Origin of the sequence: Dyadobacter chenwenxiniae (genome assembly GCF_022869785.1) — a bacterium.
In the GTDB taxonomy this organism is placed as follows: domain Bacteria; phylum Bacteroidota; class Bacteroidia; order Cytophagales; family Spirosomataceae; genus Dyadobacter; species Dyadobacter chenwenxiniae.
Genome location: NZ_CP094997.1, coordinates 3,276,946 through 3,302,137 on the forward strand (window position 1 = coordinate 3,276,946; position 25,192 = coordinate 3,302,137).

General features: G+C 45.7%; 22 protein-coding genes, 1 tRNA gene and 1 pseudogene. 8 read left to right on the plus strand and 16 right to left on the minus strand.

Annotation, left to right across the window (positions count from 1 at the left end; translation table 11 throughout):
- Position 1 precedes the first annotated feature (1 nt).
- Complete coding sequence (gene dacB / locus MUK70_RS14020; RefSeq protein ID WP_244784834.1) at positions 2-1,474, minus strand: D-alanyl-D-alanine carboxypeptidase/D-alanyl-D-alanine endopeptidase; 1,473 nt, start codon at positions 1,472-1,474, stop codon at positions 2-4.
- Positions 1,475-1,594: 120 nt separating this feature from the next.
- Here dacB and MUK70_RS14025 point away from each other — a divergent pair, with 120 nt between their 5' ends.
- From MUK70_RS14025 to MUK70_RS14050, 6 genes are all read left to right on the plus strand, one after another.
- Positions 1,595-3,019, plus strand: coding sequence for an MBL fold metallo-hydrolase RNA specificity domain-containing protein (locus tag MUK70_RS14025; RefSeq protein WP_234608182.1), 1,425 nt, complete (start codon positions 1,595-1,597; stop codon positions 3,017-3,019).
- Between the two features lie 34 nt (positions 3,020-3,053).
- Positions 3,054-4,007 (plus strand): acetyl-CoA carboxylase carboxyltransferase subunit alpha, encoded by a 954-nt coding sequence (locus tag MUK70_RS14030; RefSeq protein ID WP_234608181.1) that lies wholly within the window; start codon positions 3,054-3,056, stop codon positions 4,005-4,007.
- A gap of 8 nt (positions 4,008-4,015) precedes the next feature.
- Positions 4,016-4,651 (plus strand): HAD family hydrolase, encoded by a 636-nt coding sequence (locus MUK70_RS14035; protein WP_234653051.1) that lies wholly within the window; start codon positions 4,016-4,018, stop codon positions 4,649-4,651.
- Positions 4,641-5,843, plus strand: coding sequence for a site-2 protease family protein (locus MUK70_RS14040; protein ID WP_234653053.1), 1,203 nt, complete (start codon positions 4,641-4,643; stop codon positions 5,841-5,843). The genes MUK70_RS14035 and MUK70_RS14040 overlap by 11 nt, the downstream gene beginning before the upstream one ends.
- Positions 5,844-5,921: 78 nt before the next feature.
- Positions 5,922-6,455 (plus strand): hypothetical protein, encoded by a 534-nt coding sequence (locus tag MUK70_RS14045; RefSeq protein WP_234653055.1) that lies wholly within the window; start codon positions 5,922-5,924, stop codon positions 6,453-6,455.
- Between the two features lie 167 nt (positions 6,456-6,622).
- Entirely contained in the window at positions 6,623-7,657 is a 1,035-nt protein-coding gene (locus MUK70_RS14050) for a phosphotriesterase family protein (RefSeq protein ID WP_234653057.1), read from the plus strand.
- Between the two features lie 28 nt (positions 7,658-7,685).
- Here the strand turns inward: MUK70_RS14050 and MUK70_RS14055 are convergent, their stop codons facing one another.
- The 10 genes from MUK70_RS14055 to MUK70_RS14100 all read right to left on the minus strand — a co-directional run bounded on the left by MUK70_RS14055 (position 7,686) and on the right by MUK70_RS14100 (position 18,717).
- Complete coding sequence (locus tag MUK70_RS14055) at positions 7,686-8,975, minus strand: sensor histidine kinase (protein ID WP_234653059.1); 1,290 nt, start codon at positions 8,973-8,975, stop codon at positions 7,686-7,688.
- Complete coding sequence (locus tag MUK70_RS14060) at positions 8,972-10,345, minus strand: sigma-54-dependent transcriptional regulator (RefSeq protein ID WP_234653061.1); 1,374 nt, start codon at positions 10,343-10,345, stop codon at positions 8,972-8,974. Before MUK70_RS14060 ends, MUK70_RS14055 begins: the two co-directional genes overlap by 4 nt.
- Positions 10,346-10,353: 8 nt before the next feature.
- Complete coding sequence (locus MUK70_RS14065) at positions 10,354-10,767, minus strand: putative toxin-antitoxin system toxin component, PIN family (RefSeq protein WP_234653063.1); 414 nt, start codon at positions 10,765-10,767, stop codon at positions 10,354-10,356.
- Positions 10,764-10,985, minus strand: coding sequence for a DUF8507 family protein (locus MUK70_RS14070; RefSeq protein WP_234608173.1), 222 nt, complete (start codon positions 10,983-10,985; stop codon positions 10,764-10,766). The genes MUK70_RS14065 and MUK70_RS14070 overlap by 4 nt, the downstream gene beginning before the upstream one ends.
- Positions 10,986-11,051: 66 nt before the next feature.
- Positions 11,052-12,218, minus strand: coding sequence for an ABC transporter permease (locus MUK70_RS14075; RefSeq protein ID WP_234653065.1), 1,167 nt, complete (start codon positions 12,216-12,218; stop codon positions 11,052-11,054).
- Between the two features lie 178 nt (positions 12,219-12,396).
- Positions 12,397-13,641 carry an ABC transporter permease gene (locus tag MUK70_RS14080; protein WP_234653067.1) on the minus strand — a complete coding sequence of 415 codons (1,245 nt, stop codon included), beginning with the start codon at positions 13,639-13,641 and terminating at the stop codon, positions 12,397-12,399.
- A gap of 196 nt (positions 13,642-13,837) precedes the next feature.
- Positions 13,838-14,500 carry an ABC transporter ATP-binding protein gene (locus tag MUK70_RS14085; RefSeq protein ID WP_234608170.1) on the minus strand — a complete coding sequence of 221 codons (663 nt, stop codon included), beginning with the start codon at positions 14,498-14,500 and terminating at the stop codon, positions 13,838-13,840.
- Positions 14,501-14,582: 82 nt separating this feature from the next.
- Positions 14,583-16,028, minus strand: a complete 1,446-nt coding sequence (locus MUK70_RS14090; protein ID WP_234653069.1) for a TolC family protein — start codon at positions 16,026-16,028, stop codon at positions 14,583-14,585.
- 5 nt (positions 16,029-16,033) lie between these two features.
- Positions 16,034-17,278: an efflux RND transporter periplasmic adaptor subunit gene (locus tag MUK70_RS14095; RefSeq protein ID WP_234653071.1), complete on the minus strand. Its 1,245-nt coding sequence runs from the start codon at positions 17,276-17,278 to the stop codon at positions 16,034-16,036.
- Positions 17,279-17,454: 176 nt separating this feature from the next.
- Positions 17,455-18,717: an asparagine synthetase B gene (locus MUK70_RS14100; RefSeq protein WP_234655371.1), complete on the minus strand. Its 1,263-nt coding sequence runs from the start codon at positions 18,715-18,717 to the stop codon at positions 17,455-17,457.
- Between the two features lie 105 nt (positions 18,718-18,822).
- Here MUK70_RS14100 and MUK70_RS14105 point away from each other — a divergent pair, with 105 nt between their 5' ends.
- Together MUK70_RS14105 and MUK70_RS14110 are read left to right on the plus strand one after the other, a co-directional pair.
- Positions 18,823-20,067 carry an ABC transporter permease gene (locus MUK70_RS14105; RefSeq protein WP_234653073.1) on the plus strand — a complete coding sequence of 415 codons (1,245 nt, stop codon included), beginning with the start codon at positions 18,823-18,825 and terminating at the stop codon, positions 20,065-20,067.
- Positions 20,068-20,181: 114 nt separating this feature from the next.
- Positions 20,182-20,265: transfer RNA gene (locus tag MUK70_RS14110), tRNA-Leu, on the plus strand.
- On the opposite strand, the gene MUK70_RS14115 is transcribed toward MUK70_RS14110, so the two are convergent.
- From MUK70_RS14115 to MUK70_RS14135, 5 genes and pseudogenes are all read right to left on the minus strand, one after another.
- Positions 20,266-20,883 (minus strand): hypothetical protein, encoded by a 618-nt coding sequence (locus MUK70_RS14115; protein ID WP_234653075.1) that lies wholly within the window; start codon positions 20,881-20,883, stop codon positions 20,266-20,268.
- Between the two features lie 63 nt (positions 20,884-20,946).
- Positions 20,947-21,509, minus strand: a pseudogene (locus MUK70_RS31165) (YceI family protein).
- Positions 21,510-21,731: 222 nt separating this feature from the next.
- Positions 21,732-22,295 carry a hypothetical protein gene (locus MUK70_RS14125; RefSeq protein WP_234653079.1) on the minus strand — a complete coding sequence of 188 codons (564 nt, stop codon included), beginning with the start codon at positions 22,293-22,295 and terminating at the stop codon, positions 21,732-21,734.
- 84 nt (positions 22,296-22,379) lie between these two features.
- Complete coding sequence (locus tag MUK70_RS14130; RefSeq protein ID WP_234653080.1) at positions 22,380-23,573, minus strand: hypothetical protein; 1,194 nt, start codon at positions 23,571-23,573, stop codon at positions 22,380-22,382.
- 12 nt (positions 23,574-23,585) lie between these two features.
- Positions 23,586-25,169 carry a RagB/SusD family nutrient uptake outer membrane protein gene (locus tag MUK70_RS14135; RefSeq protein ID WP_234653082.1) on the minus strand — a complete coding sequence of 528 codons (1,584 nt, stop codon included), beginning with the start codon at positions 25,167-25,169 and terminating at the stop codon, positions 23,586-23,588.
- Positions 25,170-25,192 lie beyond the last annotated feature (23 nt).

Genomic DNA, 25,192 nt, shown 5'->3' on the forward strand with positions numbered 1-25,192 from the left:
ATCATAATTCGGCCATGAGTGTCATGATCCTCACCAGAGAATCGGTGATGACACGGTTACTGCCCGGCATGTATTTGTGCGCAATAATGGAAAAGCTGAGCAATGAGCCTGACTTTGACGTAACATAACCGGCATAAGCGCGGGTCCCTTCAATGGACCCGCTCTTGACATGCATATTTCCAGCCGCTTTTGTGCCTTTCCCAAGGTTCCTTACAGTGCCATTAAGGCCGAGGACAGCAATACTTTTATAGAAATCATTGAAACTGGCATCCCTATTCACCACATTCAAAATATCTGTCAGGCTATGCGTTGTGATGGACCCGGATGGTGACAAGCCACTGCCATCTTTGATATAAAACCCCCGCAAATCCGCATTCTTACCTGACCAGTAAGCAGTGATAGCCTTGGCAGACTCGTCGAATGCCGACTTACCTGCAAGTCGTTTTCCAGCCTGTTTAAAGAGCGCATCTGCATACAGGTTAATGCTCCAGAAATTGGTTTGCTGGCACAGGTCGCGTAATGGCGGCGAATCGTATTGGTCGAGAACTGTTTTGGGATTGGCGGAGGCGATGGGCATTCCGGGTTGCGGCACGGTGCTCTCTCCTATTCCCACTGCTCCATTCATCAAGCTGGTTTTCAAAGCAAACGCCACATATTCGGCTGGATTAGGAATAGAACCTTTAACGGAAAATACAGCAGAACCGGTTGGAATCGTGCCCGTAAGTACTGCTGCATTGCCTAATGGACTGCTATAAACAATAGTTTGATCGCCCGAGCCTCTTTCTCCCGTGGTAACCTGGTTTGTGAATGTCAGATAAGGAATCGCGGGCTCAATGCCCAGGAAAGTGGTTGGATCGCCGAAGTCGGCGCCGGGTTTAAATTTAATCTTATACAAGTTTTCATTAAAATTCAGCCCTGAAACGCCTGCGCCATAATAATTGCCTATATCGCCCCAGATCCACGTACTGGCAATGGTTTCTGTATCAAAAAACGACGCATCGGCGATGACTTTCCCTTTAACATAACGAATTCCCTTTTTCTTGACTGCCGCTGTCCAACGGTTAATCAACTCAATCCCTGTCGGATACCCCTTAAAGCGATCGCTCCCCAAAGAGGGATCACCGGTTCCGTGAATGTATAAATTGCCGACTAATGTATCATTTCTTATTACGCCATCGTGTTCCAGGAATGTTTGAAACTTAAAATCACCGCCGAAAACAGCCAGCGCGGTTGCCGTGGAGACCAATTTTAAAGTGGAAGCGGATGGTAGCGAGCGTTCTGTATTCAATGCAAAGACATTCGTGGCATCTTTCACTTTCTTTACACTGACAGACAGGGAACCGCTTCGCATCAGTTCGCTGTTTTCGAGTTCCAGCACGGCATCGCGGAGGTTATTGAGCGCAATACTGTCGATAGTTTGGGCATTTACATTAAAACAGAAAGAAAGAAAAACCAAAAACAGGCCGAATTTCATATTAGTTTAGCAGAGTGACATTCGCACAGAATGAGAAGATAGCAAATCTAAACTAGTAAGTAATCTCCGAATCTCAGCCGGTTTTTGGTACTTTTGTAAGATACACCCCATTTCCAACGTATGAAATTGACATTTTGGGGAGCTGCGCAGCAGGTGACAGGTAGCATGTTTCTTTTAGAAACAGACGATTACCGAATTTTAATTGACTGCGGCTCTGACTTTGACTTAGACGAGATAGGTAGAAAAACCAGGTATGAGGAGCAAAAAAGTGTATTCCCATTTGATGCGAGTTTGATCAACACAGTACTTTTAACACACGCTCACATTGACCATTCGGGCAACATTCCAAATTTATATAAATATGGATTTGAAGGGAGAGTTGTGTGTACGGAGCCTACATTAGCGCTCACTTCACTGCTTTTAAAAGACGCCGCCAACCTGCACCAGAAGCGCCTGAATGCGCGTATGAATGGCTCTTCGAAGAAAAGGGGCAAGAAAAAGAAAGAAGTCCCTATGGATTATTTCGTTGAAAAGAACGTAAATGAGGCATTGGACAACTTCGTGCCGGTTGCTTTTGGCCAGCGCTACCGCATTGCAGATAACGTCACGATTGTTTTTTACGCGGCCGGGCACTTGCTGGGTGCTGCGCATATCGTGCTGGAAGTTTATGAGGATGGCCAGAAGAAGCGCATCTGCTTCTCAGGAGACATTGGCCGTAGCAATTATCCGTTGCTGATTGATCCACAGGAAATCCCGCAAGTGGATTATCTTATTTGCGAATCGACTTATGGAAACCGCCTGCATGAAGACCAGGGCTCGCCTGTTGAAGCACTCGCGGATGTGATCAAAAGGACTTGCATCGACATTCCGGGCCGGTTAATTATCCCTTCTTTCAGTGTGGGACGCACGCAAGCGCTCCTTTATACATTGAACAAGATCTATATGGATCATTCCTTTCCTTATTTAAAGGTATTTTCTGACAGCCCGCTCGCGCATAGCAGCACGAAAGTCTACCAGCGCCATGTGCGCATGCTGAACAAGGAGGCGCGGACTTTTCAGGATGATAATGATATGCTTTTTGATTTTGATAACCTCATCTATCTGGAAAGCTCCGATGCCAGCAAGGCCGTTTCCAATTACAATGAGCCTTGCATTATCATCTCATCTTCGGGGATGGTGCAGGGTGGTCGCGTGGAGCAGCACGTGGAGGCTAACATTGGCAACCCATATGCCACGATCCTGATGATCGGTTATGCTTCGGAGGGCACGCTGGGATGGCGGCTTTTGAATGGACAGGACACGATTTCAATTCGTGGAAAGCAGTTGCCGGTCTTGGCTAATATTGAAAAAATTGACGTATTTAGCGGCCACGGAGATCAGAACGATTTATTGAAATTCATTAAAATACAAGACCCGGAAAAACTGAAAGGTATTTTTCTGGTGCATGGAGAGCAGCAAAGCATGGCTGATTTTCAAAGTAAAATTCAAGAAAATGGCTATAAATCGGTAGAAATACCATTGAGGGGACACACTTACGAACTTTAACCCGCCCCGTTGCCAACCAAACCAGAACCTGAATATGAGAACATACCTGGATTTCGAAAAACCTATGGCCGAGCTCGAACGCAAGCTCGAAGAAATGAAAACACTGGCGCAGAATAACAATGTGGATTTTTCCGGCGCCATTTCCTTACTGGAAAACAATATAACAGATCTTCGAAAGGAAATATTTGAGAACCTTACGCGCTGGCAGCGTGTGCAGCTTTCACGCCATCCGGACCGTCCGTACACGCTCGACTACATTGAGCTGATCTGCGACGAGTTCATTGAATTGCATGGAGACCGCCAGGTTCGGGACGATCCGGCAATTATTGGCGGACTTGCCAATGTCGGCGGGCAATCTTTTATGCTCATAGGTCAGCAAAAAGGCCGGAATACCAAGCAAAGACAGCACCGGAACTTTGGCATGCCCAATCCGGAAGGCTATCGTAAGGCCTTACGCCTGATGAAACTGGCTGAAAAATTCAATAAACCTATTGTTACGCTTATTGACACTCCGGGCGCATTTCCTGGTATGGAGGCTGAGGAACGTGGTCAGGGTGAGGCCATTGCGCGTAACCTGAAAGAAATGTTCATGCTGAAAGTGCCCGTGATCTGTATTGTGATCGGCGAAGGGGCATCGGGCGGAGCATTAGGAATTGCGATCGGCGACCGGGTTTTAATGTTGGAGAACACCTGGTACTCCGTTATTTCCCCCGAAAACTGTTCGGCGATCCTTTGGAGAAGCTGGGATTTCAAAGAACAGGCAGCCGAAGCGATGAAAATCACAGCCAAGGATATGAAGAAGAACAAGCTGATCGACGGCATCATTTCCGAACCACTTGGCGGCGCACATCTGGATCATAACTGGATGGCCGAAGAGCTTAAAAGGGTAATTCTGGAAAATATTAGTGAACTCGCGGCGATCGAGCAGCAAGACAGGATTGACCAGCGCATTGAGAAATTCTGTGCAATGGGTGTAGTTGTTGAATAACCGGAACAATGAAGAACAGCAAAATAAAAAATATCATTTTCGACCTCGGCGACGTAATTCTAAACATTGATGTGCCTGTTGCATCAAAGTCGTTTGCAGAACTAAGCGGCAGGGAACAAGCTGAAATCCTAGAATTATTTAGCAAAAACGCGCTTTTCAGGCAATTCGAAACCGGTGAGCTGGATGAGGCCGGTTTTCGAAATTATGTCAGAAAAATCCTCGACTTCTCCGACCTCTCCGATGAAGCCATTGATACTGCCTGGAACAGCCTCCTGCTCGATCTTCCTCCCGAGCGCGTTGAGCTGCTTCAAAATCTTGCCAAAAATTATCGCCTGTTTTTACTGAGCAACACCAGCTCTATCCACATTACGCAAGTCAATAAAATCCTTGAAGCGTCGACCGGCATTAAAAGACTGGATGATCTTTTCGAGACCGTTTTTCTTTCTTATGAAATGGGTTTGATGAAGCCTGATCCGAAAATTTACCAAAAAGTGCTGGAACAAGCCGGTCTCGAAGCAACAGAAACACTTTTCCTGGACGATAACCTTGCCAACATTGAAGCAGCGTCAAAATTGGGAATCGACACTATCCACGTCCAGAAACCTGTAACCATTTTGGAATATCTCAAAGACTATGCAGTCTAGCACACGCACCTACATTATCCAGGCGGTTCTTTTTATTTTGACGGTCATTACCACCACGATGGCGGGTGCAGAATGGATGTATGGTAATATTTTTTCTTTCGTATATGACTTCGCCTATCTCCTGATGGGCAAGGGTGCCGAAAAACCAGTCACCGACGAAACTGTGAAGTTGCTAGGCTGGCCTCAATTCCTGCAAGGCTTCCAATTTTCCATTCCATTCCTTGCCATTCTGACCATTCATGAGTTCGGACATTACTTTGTCGCCAGAATGCATCAGGTTAAGGTTACACTTCCCTACTACATTCCCCTTTGGTTTGGTATATCAAACAGCATTGGGACGATGGGTGCGTTTATCCGGATCAAGTCGGTCGTGCGTTCACGCTTGAAATTTTTTGATATCGGCATTGCCGGTCCGCTTGCTGGTTTCATTGCTGCTTTGGCAGTTCTCTGGTATGGCTTTACGCATTTGCCTCCGCCAGAGTATATCTTTTCCATTCATCCCGAATATGCGCGTTTCGGTTTAAGTTATCCGCAATTTGCTTATGAAAATGCGTCCGGGAACATTGCATTAGGCGATAACATACTGTTCTGGATGTTTAAAACCTACGTCGCTGACCCGGCTCGCTTGCCGCATGCCTACGAAATGATCCATTATCCATACATTTTTGCAGGATATCTGGCGCTTTTCTTCACTTCGCTCAACCTCATTCCAATCGGCCAGCTCGATGGCGGACACATTCTTTACGGCTTAATCGGCAAAAGAAGGTTTGACGTTGTAGCGCCGATCCTTTTTGGATTTTTCGCGTTTTACGCAGGGTTGGGACTCTTTACAGCCGAATCATTTGCAACAGGAAGCAATGCCATTTTCTACGAGCGTTTCTTCTATCTGGCGATCTACATTTATTTTCTTTATATCTGTTTCAAAAGGGCGAGCGACAGTCCGATGACTGGCTTGATGCTAAGCTTAATTGTTGTCGTGGGCCAGTTCGCAGTCTCCTACATCCGCCCCGATTGGCAGGGTTCAACCGGTTTCTTACCATTCATTTTCATCTTAGGCCGCTTCCTGGGCATCCGCCATCCCGACACCGACGAAAACGAACCCCTCGACGCCCCGCGCATCATCCTGGGAATCTGCGCATTGATTATCTTTATCATCTCATTCAGCCCAACGCCTTTTATTTTGATTGAGTAGATTAGGGGCATATTTCGACGCAAAATCCGGCTGGGATCTTAATTTGTGAAGGACAGTTCCTTGAAATAACCGTTAGCTATGATTCTTTTCTTCGATAAGATAATTGAAGTACTTAACAGCAAGAACATTCCATACATGCTCTCGGGCAGCGTTGCTATGAGTTTGTATATTGTACCAAGAGCGACCAGAGATTTCGATTTTGTTATACACCTATTGCCGAAGGACGTTGATGTCTTTGCGAGCAATTTTGAAAACGGCTATTATTGCAATAAAGAGTCTGTTATGGAGGCCGTAGTCAATCATGGCATGTTTAATATCATCGATCATCAGTCTGGATATAAGGCCGACTTCATAGTTTTAAAAAACGACACATTTCGTAAGCATGAATTTGAAAGGAAAACGAAGCTGGACTATTTTGGGAAAAGCATTTACGTCGTAACTCCCGAAGATCTGCTTATTTCTAAGTTAATCTGGATTCAGGATCTTCAATCAGGGATTCAGTCGGAGGACATCAGGAACTTATCCGAGCTGAAAAGCCTTGACTGGGCATATATAAAAAGGTGGATTTATACACTTAACCTCAAAACCTTCAACCTTTTGCGACATGAATGATACTCCCAAACATATCAAGGAATTGCAAACGAACCTGTGGCTTTCAAAACCGCCCGTTGAAAGACTTAGACAGATGATGATCGATAATGAGTCATTTTTTCAATTCTGCCGACAAATGGGGGATAAAGCGCTTTCATATGAAGGATCGGACTTAAGACTTCATACCGATGGAAGCACTAGACACTAAATCACCAATCACCACATTCTCGCGAAGGCAATTCATTGCTGCATGCGCTAGTTTGCCGCTTTTGGTTAAATTTCGTTTTGAAAAACCATTTATCAATAGTGTTAAGGGAAGAATTAATGCTTCCGACCTCGGCGTGACGCTTATTCATGAGCATGTCCTGGTTGATTTTATTGGAGCTGATAAGATTTCAGCGGATCGGTGGAAACATGAAGAAGTTATAGCAAAAGTGCTTCCATATTTGTTAGAAATTAAAAAACTCGGCATTAAGAGTTTTGTGGAATGTACGCCCGCCTACATTGGTCGGGATGTGTTATTACTTCAAAAGCTATCCGAAAAATCCGGATTGAACATCCTGACAAATACGGGTTATTACGGTGCTTCTGATAACAAATATTTACCTGCATTTGCTTTTACAGAAACAGCAGAGCAACTTTCCAAACGCTGGATTAACGAATTTGAAAATGGCATCGAGGGAACGATGATCAAACCAGGCTTTATCAAAACCGGTGTCAATGGCGGGCCACTCTCTGAAATTCATCAGAAATTGATCAAAGCGGCGGCGCTTACGCATTTAAAAACCGGCCTCACCATTTGTTCGCACACAGGGCCTGCACTTCCAGCCCAACAGGAAATAGAGATTCTGCAACAGTGCGGCGTCAGTCCTGCCGCGTTTGTTTGGGTACACGCGAATGGGAGTCATGATGAATTTCAAAAAATTGGAAAAAGTGGCTGCTGGATCAGTTTGGACGGTGTTAATGAAGATAATGTTGAACAAAATGCTGCGCTGATCCTGTTTTTAAAACAAGAAGGTTTGATCAAACAAGTCCTTATTTCCCACGACGCAGGCTGGTATCGCCCTGGCGAACCGAACGGCGGCGAGTTTCGAGGCTTCACTACTATTTCGGATCAATTATTACCCCTACTGAAATCCAAAGGATTCAGCGACGCGGATATAAAGCAAATTATGGTCGCTAACCCAGCAAATGCTTTTGCAATCCGGGTTCGGAGGATTTGATTTGGTATATACGAACATTAATCCCCTCTTACATCTCAATCCGGAATACAGTCCAGCCATCCGCATGGGTCTGCAGGGAGAAAGAAAATCCGTGGTTGATCAGGATTTCGCGTGTTAATGTCAGGCCTATGCCCTGGCCGTCGTGTTTGGTGCTGAAAAATGGGTTGAATAGTTGTGCGCCTACTTTCGCTTCGATGGGATTTCCGTTGTTTTTAATGGTTAAATCGTTTTCCGAAACCTCGATCCTGATTTCGTTGCCAGGGTTACATGCCTCAATGGCATTTTTTACAACATTAACCAGCACATGCTCCATTTGCCCTATATCAATGTTTTTGGAGATTGCATCTTCCGGCAGTAATGTCCTGATTGAGACGCCGCGATTGACAGCCGCGGGCTCCATGAAAACGGCAACATCTTTAATGAACTTGTTTACATTCGCGGAAACGGCCACTGGTGCCGGGAGCCGAACCACGTCTGCAAAATTACGCATGAATTTCGTGAGCCGTTGGTTGCGCTCAGAGGCGATTACAAGTGCTTCCCGCAGATCTGTATACGAATCATCCGAAAGAATATTTGTAGTCGTCTGCAAAATGGAGTCTGTGGCGCCCAACGTGTTGTTGACCTCGTGCGCCATCATGCGGATCACCTTGCCATATGCATTCTTTTCCGATTCAAGTATCTCATTGGTAAGCTCTTCGATCATCAGGAAAGAGCGGCGGAAGCCCTGATCCATGAAATGGGAGCGCTGTATTTTGAATGTAACCACGCCATTGGTTTTGACAATTTTTGATTCCCCATCCTGGATTGCGGCCAGTTCCATCAGCAATGGATTATTTGTTTCCTGCAACAAAAGTCCCTTTAAACCGGCTGCTTCATCTTTGAAATATTCCTTCGCTTTCACATTAAAGGAATCGATCCGTTCATCAAAATCGAGGATGATGATGGAAATGGGCGATGCGGCGATCAGTTTTTCGAGAAAAAAATGCTGCTCATGCAAGCGCGTGCGCTCTTCTCTAAGCTGGTCTATCATCAGATTATACACTTCAATTAACGTATCGACCTCGCCTTTTCCCGTCGGAACGAATTTGATGGAAAAATCTTTGTCCTTAATGGCCTCAATGCCCGATTTCACAAATTGGATAGGTTGCATAAAATTTCGGTAAATCTGAATGGAAACGATAGCAGAAAGCAGCAGAAACACCTCAGAACCAATGAAAAGAACTTTATCCTGATATAGAATTTTGTAAACCAGAAAGATCAGGACAATGTGCAAAACCAGTATATAAAGGATGTATTTGGCCTTCGTAGATAGTCTCATGCGTCCTCCGATTCGTAGGAAATACCATATTTTTCCAACCTCCTGTAAAGGGCAAAACGTGTGATTCCAAGCGATCTGGCCACTTTACTGACTTTGTTTTGATGAAACTGCATGGCCTTCGTGATCATCTGATATTCCATTTCTTCCAGAGTGATCGCCCCCACTTCGGGAAGACTTTTTTGTGCCGATGGCTGCACACCTCCGCTCACATTTCGTTGTAAATCAACAATGTCCAGCGTGTCGGAGCCAGCGAGCAGCACAGTGCGCTCTACCAAATTTTTCAGTTGGCGAATATTTCCCTGCAGCTGCAACGTTCGTACCCATTTCATCGCGGCCGGAGTCAGGCGCAGATTGGGGCGTTGGTAAATGATTTTGAGGTTGTTAACAAAAAATTCAGACAGCAGCGGAATGTCATCCGGCCTTTCCCGAAGCGCCGGCAGCTTAACCGTGATCAAATTAATGCGGTAATAAAGATCTTCGCGAAATGTCCCCTGTGCGACCATTTCTTCCAGATTCCGGTTTGTGGCACAGATCACGCGCACATCAACCGTCCGGCTTTTACTGCTTCCCAGCGGCTCAAAAGTGCGTTCCTGCAACACACGCAATAATTTCACCTGACTTGATAAATCCAGTTCTCCTATTTCATCCAGAAAAATAGACCCCTTATGCGCCATTTCAAAGCGGCCTAAACGATCCGTCTTGGCATCCGTAAAAGCACCCCGGACGTGGCCGAAAAGCTCACTTTCAAACAATGTAGACGAAATCCCGCCGAGATTCACCTTCACAAAGGGCCGCGACCTACGTTTGCTGTTCATGTGAATCGCCTCGGCGATCAGCTCCTTGCCCGTGCCGCTTTCGCCCGTTATGAGCACGGCGGCATCCGTGGAGGCAACGCGGCCGACCGTTTCCAGTATATCAAGCAGCTTGGGGTCTTGCCCTACAATATTTTCAAAATGATATTGTTGTTCAAGCTTCTTCCTGCTTCCTGACAGGGGCAATGTTTCGGACAAATTCAGTATTGTCCTTACCGATTGCAGCACATAATCATTCTGCCAGGGTTTTGTAATAAAATCAATAGCGCCTTCCTTCATTCCTTTCACAGCCAGATCAATAGTGCCCCAGCCTGTGATCAGAATCACCGGAATGACCGGGTAACGCTTTTTGATCTGTTGCAAAAGCTGCATTCCCTCTTTTCCCGAAGTTTCAATGGAGAAGTTCAGGTCGAGCAGGATCAGCTCCGGCGTCACCGTTTTTAAAATATCAAAAGTTTCGTTCGGCGAACCCACGCCTCTCACCTCAAACCCCTCTTTTTTAAGCAGCAGGATCAAGGAAGTACGAATCGCTAAATCATCGTCAACTATTAGGAGCATGTGCAACCTTACTTTTCAGTGTTAAAAAATTGCTCAAACTCCGACAAACTCATCACCAGGACTTTGGGAAACTCCAATGTCTTCACGACATTGAAATGGTTGTCCTCAGTTACAATGCAAACGGCTCCGGAAGCAACACAGCAGTCAACGAATTTATCATCGTCAGGATCTGATTTCACTGCGAACCACCTGAAATGACGTGTGACATACTCGATATTAGGTAAATTGTCAAAAGTACTCAGCACCGCCTCCGATACGGCATGCCCTAGCTTCCTGTCAATGATTTCTGCGTATTCTTCAAGGATCTCATTCGTGACACATAAGGTCAAATTACCTCCCAAGATATTTTGAAAAATCCAATGGGAGGAAGATCGGCTGGATATGGAAACCCACAAAAGGTTGGTATCAATTACAACCTTCAAAGCCCTGTTGATGTTCGGTTGTGTTCCTGTGACAGACGTTGAGTATCAACGGATTTCCATCCATTTTCCACCCAAGCTTCGTCGGCCATCCGTATGGCTTTTTCTGCAAAATATGTAGCGAGCATTTTGCGGATTGCAATTACATCCTCATCCTCAATTTGCCTGGAATAAACTTTCAGCAATTCTAGCTGTAAATTTGAAAGAGATTTCGTTTCCATTTTATTTATCATTTAATTTCTAACGAATTTCACTTAATGCAAGTTACACATTAGTTTAATTAGGCCTCACTCCTCATGCAACGCCACCGCCGGGTGGATCCGGGACGCTTGCTTGCTCGGGAGCCAGGCGCAAAGGGTAACGATGATGTAAATTACGGCAATGGATGCGAAAATTGAAGTGATATAAATTCCACTATCCAGATCAAATACGTTCATCAGCGGAAACTGGACGGCGAAAAGCAATCCGATAATAAGACTAAAAGTCGCAATTACCCATATTTCTCCCAAAAACTGAATGGTAACCCTGGCTTCTGTCGCACCCATCGCCCGGCGAAGTCCAATCTCGTTTTTCCTGCGCGCAATGTTGAGATTAAGCACGCCAAAAAGCCCAAGGGCAACGTTGGTTAGCAGAAATCCGCTGACAATCAAAAATATGATAACAGGAACGAGAGTAAGGTTGTGCCGATTGAGACGTGACTCTTTCAGATAACTTACCTCAATTCCCCATCCTGGCAACATTATCGCGATATCCTTTACAAGTTTTGCTTCAAAATTGGCGTCGGTGCCGCGCTTGGTCTTAATCAGCACATTCGTGTTCCAGCTGTCATCCTTAGCGATCATTTCAAAAAGGGCAGGATTGTTTGACATAAATTCGCCTTTGGCTTTGAAGTTATCTACCACGCCCACAACTTTGAAAGAACTCTTATCGTCGATTTTGATCACCTTATTCAATGATGTTTCGTTTAAAAAGAGCTTGTCTTCCATCTTCTTATTGATGACAATCGGTATAAATTTCGCCACTCGGTCACCTTCACTGTACCAGCGACCTTTCGTCAGCGGCAGATCGAGTGTTTTACTGAAATCCTGATCCGTGTAATAAAAATCGCCGCCGACTGTAACCTTGTTATAAGTGATTGAATTCCCGATTTGATTCGCTGAAAAGGGCGTGTTACTGCTCGTCCTTGTAGCCGTTTCCACCTCTTTGTACGACCTGATCCGCTGCATGACGTTCGCCAGCTTACCGGACACTTCCACAGTGTCCTGATTGCTGGCCAAATCCAGATTCCAGACCTGTTCATACTCAAAACCAATGGGTTGCAAAAAATTCCTCACATTAAAAACAATCAGCGAAAGCACACCGAAAAGCACCAGAAAGGACGCCAAAATCTCGATAATCAGTAGCGAGTGGGTGCCTTTTTTGTTCCATATTAGTTTGAATAGGTGTTGGAGCATGGGTTGAATGATTGAATGAGTGAATGATTGAATGAGTGAATGAGCGGGCGCCGATGCGCTGAATGAGTGAATGATTGAATGACTGAATAGAAAGGTGCGTCTTTGAGTTGAATGATTTAGGAATGAGAGCGATAGTCAATATTTACATTCAATCATTCAGTCATTCACTTATTCAACATTAAGCTTTAAGTGCGTCTACGATTTTTAACCTGGACATTCTGAAAGCGGGTAACACACCGGAAAGCAAGCCGAAAACCAGGCAGACGCCGAGGCTGATGACAAACACGGGCAGATTGATCGTGAGGTCCGCGTAGGCGATCCAGCCGCTGGCATTGATGAGGTAAATGATCAGGCAGGAAAGTGCCAGTGCAAATGCGCCGCCGATGAATGTAATGAAGATATTTTCGATGATAAACTGCCAGAGCAATGCGGCAGAAGGCGCACCAAAAGCTTTTCTCACACCTATTTCCGAAGCCCTCTCCAAAATCCGGCTGACATTAACATTGACCAGATTAATGGCAGGCAGCCCCATAAACATCAGGATCACAAAACTTACCACCGTGTAAAACAAAAACCGCTGCGTGCTACTCCGCGCAAAAGTGTTGACGAAATGATCAAAGTATTGATCCGCTTTCACTTCCAGAACAGTCAGATTTTTATCCGTATGAATCTCGGAATAAGGGATTCGGGAAATGTTGCTGTCAAATTCCGATTGGATTGCGGGCATATCAGAGGCATTTTTCGCTGTAACGATCGCAATGTAGCTGCCACGCATTCCTTTGTTTTGGTAATTACTTTTAGGCGCCGTGTATGGAAAATAAATATCCGAATAACTGTAAAGGCGGGTGGGAGGACTGCCTTTCACCACGCCGATCACCCGGTAGTTGATATTCTCAATTTCAATATTCCGACCAACGACAGCGTTGCCACCCGTGTCAAAATACTGGTCCCGAAGCGCATCCGTAATAACGGCCACGTGATCCGCATTCTTAATGTTATTATCGTTATACGGCTTTCCTTCCAGGAACTGAAAACCCATCACATCCCAAAACTCCGCGTCCGTGTATTTGGTGTTTAGTTTGATCCTTTTACCATTTACATAAGTATTAGAAAAACTAAAATTGGACATTATAGCGACCTTATCTGCCGATTTTAATGACTTGGCATGCTTGGTCAAAAAGTTAAAAGTCGCGGGCCCGGAAGACATGGAGTTGCGGGCGGAATCGGTTTGGATAACCGTGGCAATGTACAATGAACGGCTGCGGTTGACTTCCGGGTAATGCGTCCCGAACAAATGATCCAGGAAAGAAGTCAGCACCATCAACACCGTAAGCGTAAGGCTGATGCCAAAGAGCGTGATAAATGTATAAAAAGGATGCCTTAATAATACTTTCCAGGCGATTTTGATATAGTTTAGAAGCATGTGTTCATTGATTGAATGAGTGAATGAGTGAATGAGTGAATGACTGAATGACTGAATGTGTGCCAATTTTGAATGACTGAATGATTGAATGAATGAGCGGGCGCCGATGTGCTGAATGAACGGGTGCCTATGCGTTGAATAATTAATATTCATTATGCTGAACTAGCCACACATTCAGTCATTCACTCATTCAAAATTAAAAAACCTGCGTGCCATCAAACAGGCGGATCAACCTGTGCGTGCGTTTTGCCATGGCGTCATCGTGGGTTACCATGACGATGGTGGCGCCTCCTTCATTCAGGTTTTGCAGAATGCTCAGGATTTCGTTGCCCATTGCACTGTCCAGGTTTCCGGTTGGTTCGTCGGCCAGAATGATCTCCGGCTTGCCGACAATGGCCCTGGCTATGGCTACGCGCTGCTTTTGTCCTCCCGAAAGTTGTTTGGGAAAATGTTTCATCCGGTTGCTCAGGCCCACTTTTTCCAATGCTTCCTGCGCCAGTTCGCGGCGTTCTTTTGAGGAACTGCTGCGGTATAGAAGTGGGATTTCAACATTATCTATCACCGATAGATCATTGATCAGGTGGAAGCTTTGGAAAATGAAACCTAGCTTTTGGTTACGCAAATGTGCTAACGACTTGTCGGTGTACTTTTCGACCTTGCTTCCATCGATTTCAATATAGCCTTTGCTGGGCGTGTCCAGGAGGCCCATAATGTTCAGTAATGTGCTCTTCCCGCAGCCCGAGGGCCCCATAATGGAGACGAATTCGCCCTTTTTGACATTGATATTAATGTTGTTGAGTGCTAATGTCTCAATGGCGCTGGTGCGGTAGACTTTTTCAACGTTTTCGAGTTTGATCATGGCGGTTCGTAATTTTGAATGACTGAATGACTGACTGAGCGGGTCCCTTAGCGCTGAATGCTGATTGCCGACAGCCAGATTGCTAATATGTTATTTTTTTGTTTTGTTCGAAATCATATAATGTCAGGATTCTTAGGCTGTAATAGGATTGCCAGTAGTCCCTTAATGCTAAAATATAATCCCTTCTGGCGATGTCTTTTTCCTGGGTTGCGATGCCCAGGTCCGTTACGCTGAGGTTGCTCAGTATAAACCTTTCTTTGGCGATCTGGTAGCGGTCCGCAGCGATGTTATCGGCCAATTTGGTGAGTTTAACCTGTTTTTGTAACATTTGTAAAAGGGTAACCTGTGTAAAAATCTCCTGCTCAAACGTCAGCTTCTCCTGCTCCACCGACTGTTGCGCAAATTCCTGATTCGCCTTTGCCACTTCTGTCCGCGCCTTGTTGCGGCCCCAGGTCATGATCGGCAATGTGAATTGCAGCTCTACAAACTCACGATCCTGAGGGCTTCTGTACACGTCCGAAGGCCGGGAGCCCTGGTTTGACAATCCGAAAGTTGCGTTTAATGAAGCATTCAGGCCGTTTTCCTTTTTTGCGAACTGCACTTCACGCTCGGCTTCGAGCAATTTCCGCCGGAAGCCAACAGCTGCGGAACGATTTGCAAATGCCTCATCCAATGCAAGTTGCGTGTTAATGGCAAATTCTGCTGCTTCCAATGGAATTTCAAGTTCAAGCCCTCTTTCATCCCTGGAACCCATGTACATTTTCAGTTTCAGAGAGGCCACAGCGGTGGCTTGCTGTGCGGATGCAAGATCCTTTTGCGCAGTCAAAAGTCCCATTTGGAGTTGCAAAAGGTCATTTTGAGAGATTTTGCCCAAAGCCAGTTTTTGCTGCGCGATCTTGTAAAGCGTATCATTATTACTCCGGTTCTTTTCCGCAATCTGCAAATTGACCTGCGCGACCAGCAGCTCGAAATAATAACCCGTTGCATCCAGCGCAACCTGTTCCAGGGACTGAATAAACTGCTGATTACCTTCCTGGTATTTCAATGGCTGGATTTTCCGGTCCCATTTCAATGTGTTCAACCGGAAAAGCGGCTGGGTTATGCCAATCTCAAACGGAACACCATTGTAGCGCGTGTTATCTCTGGCAAAATCATCAAAACGCTGCGTCTGCTGCTGCACGTAAACCGTGCCACCGGTAAGTGCAATGCTCTGACTCAGAGACAAATTCAGCAAAGAATTATTATTTGAAACCTGCTCGAAAGAAATTGTCCCGTCCGGCTGCCTTACCTCAATGTAAGATCTTGTAAAACCCGGGATTGTGCCGTTCAGGCTCAATTGCGGTTTATAATCTGCCTGGAACGAGCGGTATTGCCAATAATTGGTTTTCCGGGCAGTAACAGCTTGCTTGGAATCAATGGATTGGTCCCTGGCAGCGGATACAACCTCCTGCAAGGACAACTTCCGCAGTTGCGCAAAAACAGGGAAAGTGATAAAAAAGGCGAAGATGAATGTGCAGAGGTTTTTCATAGCATTCATTGAATTGATATTTCCTCTAAATGCTCGTAATCATTCAAATCCGTCAGGATCACCTTCTCACCCACTTCCAAACCGCTTTTAATTTCAATAAAGTCGAAATTGGAGAGACCGGTTTCCACTTCTCTGCGCAGTGCTTTATTATCCTTCAAAACATAAACAAACTGTTTTTTCTTCCCAGTAAACGCCGGACCATTCGCCACACGCAGCGTATTGGAACTACTGCTCGTCACCACATAAACTTCTACCTTCATGTTGGGCCTGAGCGACTCACTCTTAGCATTTTCCAACTGAATCACAAACCCGATCACGCCATCTTTTACCGCCGGTTTTACCTGGGTAATAACGCCACGCAGAATCACCTCATTCAGTTTAATAATCACATTAAGGCCCGCTTTCACCTGATCTGCATAAATGTCCGAGCAGCTTCCTTCCACCCGGAAACTACCCAGATCCGCCACTTTCGCCAGCATCTCGCCTTCGTTCACCGACGATCCAATGTTCTCGTTAACCCAGGTCAAAACCCCTTTCCTGTCAGCCACAATGTTGGCCATTCTCAGCTTATGCTGCAATTCCTTTAAATTTTTGCTTTCGATCTGTGCGCCCAGTTCGGTCTCTTTCAAACTTGCACCCATGGATTCGCGGTTGTATTTCAAGTCGTTTTCCAACTGCTGTTTTTCCAGTTCCGCAATTTTCAGTGCATTTTCCGCCCGGGTAATGTCTTCCGCCGTGCCCCCTCCTACTTTTTGAAGTCTTTTGGCATCTTCAAAATCGGCCCGGAGCTTATTAATGTTCAGCGACTTGATCCGGTCATTGATTTCTGCGTCGTAAAGGTCTTTGTTCAACTTCATCCGCAACTGCTCAATGCTGTTTTGCTTCAATTTCAGTTGATCTTCATAGCGTTCGGATTCGATCTCAGTAAGCGATTTGTCCAGCTCAACGATGGCCTGGCCTGGTTTCACCTGTGTTCCGGGCGTTAACAAAATGCGCTTAATGCTCGCACGGATGGGGCTCGTGAAAATTTGCTCATAAGCCGGAATGACTTCTCCTGAGGCGGTTAATGTGTTTTCAACATTCCCTTTCTCAACCGTCGCCGTACGGATCCTGGCACTTTCCAATGTACTGCCAAGCGATTTCCGAAAAAAGTAAAGCAAGGTTGCCGTTAAGATAATGCCCAGTGCGATGAACAGCCATCGCCGGTTCCTTGTGGTTTTAATGTAGTCCGGCGCAACTTCCCGATCCATTGTGATTTGTTTGAAGGTTGATCTGTTTCATGGCTAATGTGCTTATTAGTTATCCATTTTTATGCCAACATATAAAATACTCACAATCAAATACTTACATTCGAAATACAAATAAAAAACCGTGCGATAGCGCACGGTTTGTGTGATTTGGAACGAAAAAAAGATATGGTCTGAAACTACGTTTTAAGCTTCTTCTTTTTCGCTGCCGGAAACAGTATGTTGTTAAGGATCAACCTGTAACCCGCTGAATTTGGATGCAGGTTCAAGTCCGTAGGCTCTTCGCCAACCCGGTGCTGGTAATCTTCCGGATCATGGCCACCATAGAAAGTAAAGAAGCCCTTCCCGTGCGTGCTATGAATGTAACGCGCCTCTTTTGCCGTTTTATTTTCAGCCAGAATAATCACCTCGGGTTTAATCAGCCGGTTTTTGAATGCAGTAGTTTGCCCTAAGAATCCTTTGATAATGGTTTGGTGGTTTTGCGTAAGCATACTCGGCACCGGGTCCCATTTGGCCGAAAACTGGAAGAGAGAAAAGAAATCGTTCGATTCCGTCAGATTGCGTTCCTCCGGCTGGTTGTCGATGTCCGAAAACTCCACTTCATAAGGATAGGAAATGGTCTTGAAGTCTCTGAATGCGAATGTATTATCGTAATTGAGTTTGCCATTAGCCGTCGGATCAACCGGCGTGCCGTCATACATCGCCTCCACGATATCCAGCCCTTCTGCTGCCAGCGTAATGTCGAATGTATCCGTTGCATTGCACATCGCAAACATATAACCGCCGCCTGTCACAAACTCAGCAATTCGTTTGGCAACAGCCAGCTTCATTTGCGGCACATTGCCAAACTGGTATTTATTGGCCGTTTCTTCGGCTTCGCGTTTTTGCTCGCGATACCAGGGGAAATCTTTGTATTGATAAAATTTACCAAACTGGCCTGTAAAATCTTCGTGGTGCAAATGCAGCCAGTCATATTCCGGCAACTTATTGTTCAGCACTTCGTCATCATAAATTACATCATAAGGAATTTCCGCATAAGTTAGCACAAGCGTTACGGCGTCATCCCACGGAAGCTTGGATTTTGGCGAATAAACAGCGACTTTGGGCGCTTTTTGCAATTTCACCGCATCCATATTTACGTCCGGCGCACTGATCTGGCTCAGGATCTGCCCCGCCTGTCCATCTGAAATCACTTCAAAACTCACGCCGCGCACCGTCATTTCGGACGCAAATTGCTGATTATAAGCAATCATAAAGCTGCCGCCACGGTAATTCAGGAGCCAGTCCATTTCCATTTCGAAGTTTCTCAGTATCCAGTAAGATATCCCGTAAGCCTTCAAATGGTTCTTTTGACTCTCATCCATCGGGATAAGCAGCCTGTTGGACATGCTGTTAAATGATATTGTTAAAAAAATGATAAGCGGGATAAACAAGCGTATCACTGGTTTGATTCTTTCACGTTTCATGCGCAGCTTTACAATTCGGATTTTATTAAATATAGGAAGAAAACGATAAAATTCACATTATGGTGCACAAGCTCTAAAACCATGAACATCAGGGAAAATATCGACGAAGGCCTCCGCTCTATCCAAAGCAACCTGCTCAGAACCGTACTGACCGCCCTGATCATTGCGATCGGAATCACATCCTTAGTCGGCATCCTGACTGCCATTGAAGGCATCCAGAACTCGGTTAACAGCAGTTTTGCCGATCTTGGCGCCAACACATTCACCGTCAAGAACAAGGAAGACGACGAATTCCGGAATGGCGGCCGACGAAGCAAGCAATATCCCGCAGTAACCTACCGGCAAGCACTTACATTTGCCAATCAATTCAAAGCATCCTACACCGCAACCGCTTCACTTTCAGCAGACATTGGCGGTGCTGTTCAGGTCAATTATCTTTCAAAAAAAACCAATCCAAACAGCAGCGTAGTCGGTTCAGACGAGCAGTATTTAGGCATTAATGGCTATAAAATCGATCTGGGTCGTAACCTCGACAAGAATGATATGGAAAACGCGCTGAATGTTGCAGTAATCGGCCAGGAAATTGCAAAAAAGCTCTTCGAGCGTGTTGATCCGCTAAATAAAGACATTACTTTCATGGGCGGTCGCTACAAGGTCGTCGGCGTTTTACAAAAGAAAGGCTCGCTCGGCGGGCAAAATGACGCAGATCGAATTATTCTCATTCCGCTTGAAAATGGCCGCGGACTTGCTGCGAACCGTGCATTAACTTACAACATTACCGCATCTGCCCCTAATATTTCAGATGGTGATTTCATCGTTGAAGAAGCCCGCGGAATTATGCGCAGGATCCGCAATGACGATTTGGGCAAAGAAGACTCCTTCACTATTGACCGCGCAGATGCGGTGGCCAAGGATTTCGAAGAAGTCACTGGCTATTTGCGCATAGGCGGTTTTGGAATCGGCATTATTACCTTACTAGGCGCTTCCATTGCGTTGATGAACATTATGCTCGTCTCCGTCACCGAACGGACGCGCGAGATTGGAATCCGCAAGTCGCTGGGCGCGACGCCAGGGGTCATTCGTTTCCAGTTTCTGATCGAAGCCATCGTAGTCTGCATACTGGGCGGAATTGCAGGCCTGATTTTAGGAATCGTTATCGGCAATGTCATTTCCGGCCTCATCAGCTCCGACAGTTCATTTGTCGTTCCCTGGATCTGGATGGCGATGGGAATTTTGGTTTGTGTGGTCGTTGGCGTTCTTTCAGGAATTTATCCTGCCATCAAAGCCTCCCGCCTCGATCCGATTGAGGCATTGCGTTATGAATAAAGGAGTTACGCATTGTAAGCTATTTTCCTCACTTTTTTCCAATGATTTTTTAAATTAACGCTTGCTTAATATATTTTTCTCCATACTTTTGCACTCCCAACAAGAGAGATCAATGCCCAGATGGCGGAATTGGTAGACGCGTTGGTCTCAAACACCAATGAGGTTACACTCGTGCCGGTTCGACTCCGGCTCTGGGTACTAACCGGAACTTTGACGAATTTTCGTCGTAAGTTCCGGTTTTTCCTTTATATAAGTCACTGTTAATCTGATAGATAAGAGCCGCGACTTCGTCGACTTTTGTGGTTCGGCATCCTTCTTCTGAGATAATAATCTCTCCGGGAAAATCGAACCGACTATTTGCCGTTTGGTTTCGGAGTCAGCTCCAACGAATATGGAATCGAGATTCAAGAGAATTTCCAGCGCCTTTTCTGTCATTTGTTCGACATTTCGAACCCCAGGTTGCGTGTTACGCGATGTCTCGACCAATTTAGCTTCCAGACCTACAAGTTGCTGCTCGATCACTTGCTTGATGGCTTTATAGTCTTTCGAGTCAAGTTCCGAAGAGAGCAAAAGTTCTCGTGCTCTACCCAATTTTCCGTTTAGTTTTTCGATTCGCTCATGCAGGGATTTTTGTTCTCCTTTATTGGCTCTGGCATGATCGGAAAACTCTTCAAGCAAAAGCTTTTTAAATACCCTAATGGTCGCCTTCTTCGGCTTGAATTTCGAGACTTCTTTTATGAAAGTGATCATTGATTTGTTGGGCAGGATAGCGGCAGCCGCAGGAAGACCGGCAGTGATAGTAATGATATCGCCCATTGCGGCCTTTCGAGGCACTAGCTGTAAGCATTCTGTCGCATTTCGGATTAGATGGTTTAAATGTTATCTTATTACAGCATTCATGCTAACGGTTATCATGTCCTTGAGCATAAAGGAAGGCCTTCCTATCCCATATGCCAAGCGGCTTACTTTGAAGGTACTGCTAAGAGCGAGGCTACCGTCTGGATTCTTGTTAACTTCAAAAGGTAGAGTAACCATTTTAGAGACTTCCTTGATCGTCAACATTCCTGTAGCCAAATAGTAATCATCGAGAGGCTGAATTGTTGAGGATTTGAATTGTATCCTTGAAAACAGCTCTGAGTAAAAAAATTACCTTTCAGCATCTTCTGATCACGCCTTGCTTTGCCAGTAGAAAACGAGGAAGCGGCAATTGATATGTGTCTTTCCGATTTTGTTGGTGCAGACGGGTCGAAAATAACTTTACCCGAAGGCGATTCAAAACTGCCTTTAACAGTTCCATAAATTGCTTTCACCTCAAATTCGGTCTGTCCAGACATGACAGAATTCGTCTGGGCGATAAGTGGAAATCCACTCATAATAAAGACCAATATTAAATAGGTTTGTTTCATCAGTGTGTGACATTTAAATAAGCCCGACGGAGACATATCGGGTCGGATGTGTGAAAGAACCTTTCCCCTTCAACGCTGATAAGAGTAGTTCGGCAGGATGTCCCCACAAATAATCGATAATGATATCGATTGGCATTTACACATGAAGTTCCTGGATCTGAGCTACAACCACCTCATCTGCTTGGCTTAATAAGATAGCCTCATCTGCTCCCAGATCGACCAGCCTCTTTAATGATTCGAGATTACGGCCAGTAGCAATTACTTTTTTGGCCCCATAATGCTTAGCAATCTGAATCGCCACGCGGCCTGTAAAACCGGTTGCCCCGTTAATAAGCACGGTGTCTCCGGGTTGAATATCTGCTTTAAATCGTAGTCCCATTGCTGAACCAATAACTGCATTTGGCAAAGCAGCGGCTGTGCTATAGTCCAGGTTGTCCGGCAGAAACACCATCTGACGCTTTGAGATGATTGCCTGTTCATGCCGGGAAAGTCGTTATTGATTTTTTGTGCATATGTATCCCAATTGGCAGGATAAACATTATTGTACCAATCGGGATGGACTGCAAGTTTTGCACGCCAGTTATAAGGTGATGCGTTGTTACCTCCATTCAGACGCGCCAGCCGCAAGCCCGCATCTTTGTAAAATTGCACGGAGTGGTCAAGGAAATCATTTTTTCCATAAATGTATAGTGAGATCGGGCGCTTGTTCTCCGTCGCATTCACTGAAATAGTCTCGTTCTGTGCAAAGGCTGTGACCGGGATGCTGCACAACACTGCCCATCCCAGGCACTCCTTGGCCAGGTAAAATACTAGTTTCCTCATTCTGAATTTCTGTTAGTTTGGTTTGATATTTCTCTTTATGATTAGAGGAGAGTCATACCTGTTACTGCCTGGACAGTCAAACTATCATTTTCGGATGTAGTTATGAATTGCAAATTCCGCCTTGTTCGGATCTTTGAAACCGAGTTGCATCCTGTCCTCCTTGAGGCTGATGACATAGGCTTTCGTCCAAACCTGGTCCCTTCCCATATTAAGCGGAACAGTACCGATGAAGGATATGATTTTTGTCTTGATATCAAAAAAGTAACTGCCCTGGAATGTCCCGTTTTTCGTTATTCCTTTCTGGATCACCTTCAAAACAGGCTCGGCGGAACCAGCCCTAATGCCGAAAGTCATGGAGCCATAATCCTGGACCGCACCCATCCAGCTGTCATAACTTGGATCATACAACCAGCAATCTCCGCCCGTTTTTGTACATTGATTATCCCAGCCGTAATCGACGCCCGAGAAGTACAATGGGCTTTTAAATTTGGCCGAAACACCCTTTGCATCCAGGTCCAGTACCCAGGTTTTTTCTTTACCGATTCCACCTGCAAGCAATGTAAACAAGGGATCTTTATAATATTGCAGGATGGCAGGGTCAAAAATCCGGATGGAATATTCGATTGTGTCGGCTGCTGTCCCGTAAGTGATTTTGTTCGCCAGTAAAGGATCCGAGCCGGAAAAATTGCTGGGAACCTTTACGATCACACTCGAATCGGTGTAAATAGCTGCCTTCAAATCTGCCGCTACTCCCTGAAATGCTATTTTAAGCGCGTTTTTGAGGTTATATCCAACAATGTTGATCGACTGCCCGGGCACAATGACGCTGGTAACAGTGTCCTTCGGCGCAGTGGCATAATTTCTCACACGGGAAATAATAGGCGGACCCGTAATGTTAATGGTGAACGAAGTTGAACCAGCGCTGTTCATTACAGTCACCACATTCACTTTTTCCCGTGCCACAGAATCAAACGGAATCGAAGGGACCTGCACCACAATGCTCTGGTCGGTGATTAAAGTCGGGTTAATGCTGGCCGGTCTGCTGCCGAAGTTGACCTGTGAAATCTCACCCAGGTTCCTGCCGAGCACAACTACCCATTGCCCGGCTCTCAGTGTGTCCACCAGGCTGTCGCTTGGTGATGCGGCGTAGTTTCGTATTTCCGTGATAACCGGTGGAGCGGTCATGTCGTCCTTTTCTTCGCATGCGGACAGCATTAAAACACCAGCAATGCAGCAAAACAGCAAAAAGCAAATTCTTTTATATAGGTTTTTTTTCATTTCTTCTAATTTTTAAAACGAGTAAGGCACGGGGGCTTCTAACAATTTTGGATTAGCCGTTACCTCTGGTGAAGGTATCGGCAGCTTGAAAGTTGTGGTATTGGCGGGCGTGATTTCGGCGAGCGGGTTGCTTTTTGTTACAACGCCGCTTTCAAAAGTGAAGAGGACACGCTCCTGCTCGTTAAGCTTTTTGATCGCCTTCGGTTCGTTGTGATAAGAAAGCCTTACCAAATCTTCCCAAAAATGCCCTTCGGCTGCCAGTTCAACTCTTCTTTCTTTGAACAAAGTTTCAGCGTCAAGGGAACTCACTGGAGCGATGCCGGCCCTGGTACGCACTTTATTGAAATACAAAAGGGCATCCGCATTGGTTGTCGAGGTATTGTTGCCCATAACAGCTTCCGCATAGATCAGGTACACTTCGGCAAGCCTTAACAAAGCATTGTGCTCAATAGAAGATGTCAAGCTCATCGTCGGCGCACTGTTATCGATCCTGGTACCGATGATGTGCTTTTTCAAACCGGAGTTACCTGCGAATTTATACCCTCCTCCTGCCGCATTCAGCTCAGCGTAATAGTCACCTTTAAGCATGACGGTCGCCTTACGTCTGATGGAGTCTTCCTTCGTATATTGCTTGTAGAGGTCATAGGTAGGTGCTATGCCAAACCAGCCCGCCTGACCAGCCGCCGATATCTCCGGCCCCCCGGGCGAATAAACCTGCAGCATGTTTCCTTCAAGCCAGCCGGTACCCGGTGCCCATTGCAATGCAAATAAGGATTCGGGATTATCATTAAACTGCGATTTGAAAAGATCGGCATAATTGGGCAGCAACGACAATCCGCTTTGTTTGCAGACATTGCCGGCATGCAGTTTGGCGCTGTCAAGAAGTGCCTGGTTGCGCGGTCCATTGCCTTTTGCTTCTACCCCGGCCCAGGTCAGATATACTTTGCTTAACATACCCTGCGCCGACCAGCTTGTCAATCTTCCTGCTGCATCCTTCACCGGAAGGTTTTTTGCTGCAAAAAGAAGGTCATTCGCAGCAAAACGAAACACATCTTCCAGGGGATTACGGTGAACCAGTGGTGTACTTATCAGCTCAGTATTGTCTTTGATAATCGGCACATCTCTCCATAACAAGGCCAGATTATAGTAAGCAAACGCCCTCAAAAACTTCGCTTCGGCAATGGCGCCAAGCTTGTCTTTTTCAGGAATAGAAGCCGGTGCCTTCTCTTCAATGGCTTTGATGGTCACATTGCAATGCGCGATGACCTTGTACATGCCTTTCCAGTTGGCGATCATAATTTCGTTGCTACCCGTAACTGCAAACGTATTCAGCTGAACAGCGTCTCCCCAATAACCCACGGCCATATTACCGCTAAGGACGTCACCTATGGGCAAGAAGCAGTTATAATTCCATTCGGCCCATGGCTTGCCACCGTACAGAGCGGCGGTGGCCAATCTGAGGTCGTTGGTGGTCTGGTAAAAATTGTCTGCGCTTATCTGGGATAATGGCGGACGGTCCAGAAAGCTATCGCTGCATCCGGCCGAGAATAGGGCAAGGCAAAGCCCGGCAGCCGCCATTGTTTTTTTGATTTTCATTGGTCAATATTTTTATAGATACA